The organism is Psychrobacter sp. (assembly GCF_036731945.1).
Lineage (GTDB): Bacteria > Pseudomonadota > Gammaproteobacteria > Pseudomonadales > Moraxellaceae > Psychrobacter.
Genome location: NZ_DAINDI010000073.1, coordinates 1 through 2,443, shown reverse-complemented (window position 1 = coordinate 2,443; position 2,443 = coordinate 1). Strand labels below are relative to the sequence as shown.

General features: G+C 42.6%; 2 protein-coding genes. One reads left to right on the top strand and one right to left on the bottom strand.

Features of this window, described 5'->3' with window-relative positions:
• Positions 1-463 precede the first annotated feature (463 nt).
• A complete protein-coding gene (locus V7D75_RS12480; protein WP_333614812.1) occupies positions 464-1,666 on the bottom strand; it encodes a phosphoglycerate kinase in 1,203 nt (400 codons plus the stop codon).
• 422 nt (positions 1,667-2,088) lie between these two features.
• Between V7D75_RS12480 and V7D75_RS12475 the strand changes: the two genes are divergently transcribed.
• Complete coding sequence (locus V7D75_RS12475; protein WP_144297721.1) at positions 2,089-2,418, top strand: TraR/DksA family transcriptional regulator; 330 nt, start codon at positions 2,089-2,091, stop codon at positions 2,416-2,418.
• The last annotated feature ends 25 nt before the right edge of the window (positions 2,419-2,443 follow it).

Here is a 2,443-nt window from a genome sequence, read left to right as displayed (position 1 = left end):
TCAGCGTCAGCAGCAGCGGCCTCTGTTTCAGCAGCGGCAACTTCTGTGTTAGCAGCAGCGTCATCACCAGCAGACTCAGCAGCAGCTTCCGTTTTATCTTGTGTTTCTTGGCTACATGCAGTAATTGCAAAGGTGCCAGCAAGGACACTAGCAAGTAACAAATGACGTTTTAACATAATAAACCTCTCGTAAATAAAGCATGCCAAATACATGATTTTCGCTATTTTATAGAGTACAAATTGGGCATGCAATCATAATTTTCAGTATGGAAACAAATAATTACTACTTAATAATAAGCTGTGACCTTTCATGCTCACTTTTATGCTGCAGCTCTCATACAGACAGGCCAAACAGCAATAAAACTAAACACGGTAGTCACTTTATTATTTTTATAGCCTACCCCAGATGCTCATAATAAGTTGTACGTCTAATGTTACTTAATTGATAAATGACGATAAAACGATTACTCGCTGATTTGTAAGGCAGCGACTGCTGGCAACACTTTACCTTCTACAAATTCCAAGAACGCGCCGCCGCCCGTTGACATATAGCTGACCCCATCAACCACTTGATATTTATCAATTGCCGCTAACGTGTCACCGCCGCCCGCAATCGAAAACCCTTGGCTGTCTTTAACTGCGTTTGCCACGATTTGCGTACCTTGACCAAAAGCATCGACTTCAAATACGCCGACCGGTCCATTCCATAAAATGGTTTTTGCCTTAATGATAGCAGCCGCTAATTGCTCGGCACTCTCTGGCGCGATGTCTAAAATCATGTCATTGTCGCCGATGGCATCGACCGACTTGATGGTAGCAGTGGCTTTTTGCAATGAGCCGGTAAAATCTGCAAAATCAATCTCATTTTTATCGGCCACGACCACACACTCTGGCAATAAAATCTCAGTCTTACTCATAATATCACGAGCGGTATCGACCAATTCCGCTTCATATAATGATGCCCCAACGCTATGACCTTGCGCTGCCAAAAAAGTATTGGCAATACCGCCGCCAACGATAATCTGCGAGCATACTTCTGCTAAGCTATGTAACACTTCAAGCTTGGTCGAAACCTTTGAACCACCAACGATTGCCAGCATCGGTTGGGCTGGCGTTTCAAGCGCAATACTCAAAGCATCAAGCTCAGCGGCCAATAAAGGTCCAGCGCAAGCGACTTTGCCCGCTTGATGCATGGCTTGGGTCACGCCTTCGGTTGACGCTTGCGCGCGGTGTGCCGTACCAAAAGCATCCATGACAAACACATCGCACAAATCCGCATATTTTTGCGCCAACGCTGCGTCGTTTTTCTTCTCGCCATTATTAAAGCGTACGTTTTCTAGCAGCACGACTTCGCCTGCCTTAATTGCCACGCCTTGAATTAGATAGTCTTTATTTAAGCTGACTGGCGCAGCTAGCTTATCGCTTAAATAGTCAGCAACTGGCGCAAGCGAATAGATGGCCTCAGGACTACCTTCTGTCGGACGACCGAGGTGTGAGCAAACAATCACCGCCGCGCCCTTTTCTAATGCCATTTTGATGGTAGGCAAACTAGCTTGCAGGCGCGCATCGCTTGCGACTTTGCCATCTTTGATAGGCACATTTAAGTCTTCACGAATCAATACCACCTTATCCGCTAAGCTCAGCTCACTCATACGCAAAAAATTCATTACCTGCTCCTATGCATCATCTATGGTTAATCTACAATATGGCTGTTTGCTAACTGCAAAACGTTTTCACTCAATAGTTATCTTAAAACGTATATTATGGGTCATTCTCGCGCTTGGTTTTATAGAACTGTCCAAGCAAGAATTTCAGCGGTGTATTCTAGCAGTTTTTAGTCTTCTCTTATAAAGAACTGCGATAAATTTTGTGCTATAGATTATCAATCTATATAACTGCTAAATTTCAATAGTAATCACATGCACTAAAAATAGTAACATTTCGTGGTGGTACTTCATCATCAGCCTGTTTATGATAAAAGAGTGTTTGTGATAAGCACCGCTCATTATAAGAAAGCAGCTTATTATAAAACCTATGATGATAATGAATAATAAACCTAACAATAAAAACAATTTCTCAGGAGAAAATTATGAGTATTGATATTGAAACTGCCAAACAAGACCTGCTAAACCTAAAGGAAGAATATGAAACTCGCATTGATAAAATCGAAGACCATATTCAAAACCCACAAGACGACCTCAATGAACATTGGGAAGATCAGGCCATCTCATACCGTCAAAACGACATGCGCGCAAGCTTGATGGATGAAGCACGTCAAAGTCTTATCTACGTCGAAAACGCGCTAAGCCGTATTGAAAACGGTACCTACGGTGAATGTGAAGTGTGCGGCAAACAAATTGAAGCGCAACGCTTAAAAGCGCTGCCATATGCTACGTTGTGTATGGAACATGCAGAATAATTTTTAATGGCTATTTTAAATAAAT

Coding starts and splice junctions, on each gene's coding strand:
- V7D75_RS12475 (WP_144297721.1), top strand. CDS start 2,089: ATGAGTATTGATATTGAAACTGCCAAACAAGACCTGCTAAACCTAAAG.
- V7D75_RS12480 (WP_333614812.1), bottom strand. CDS start 1,666: ATGAATTTTTTGCGTATGAGTGAGCTGAGCTTAGCGGATAAGGTGGTA.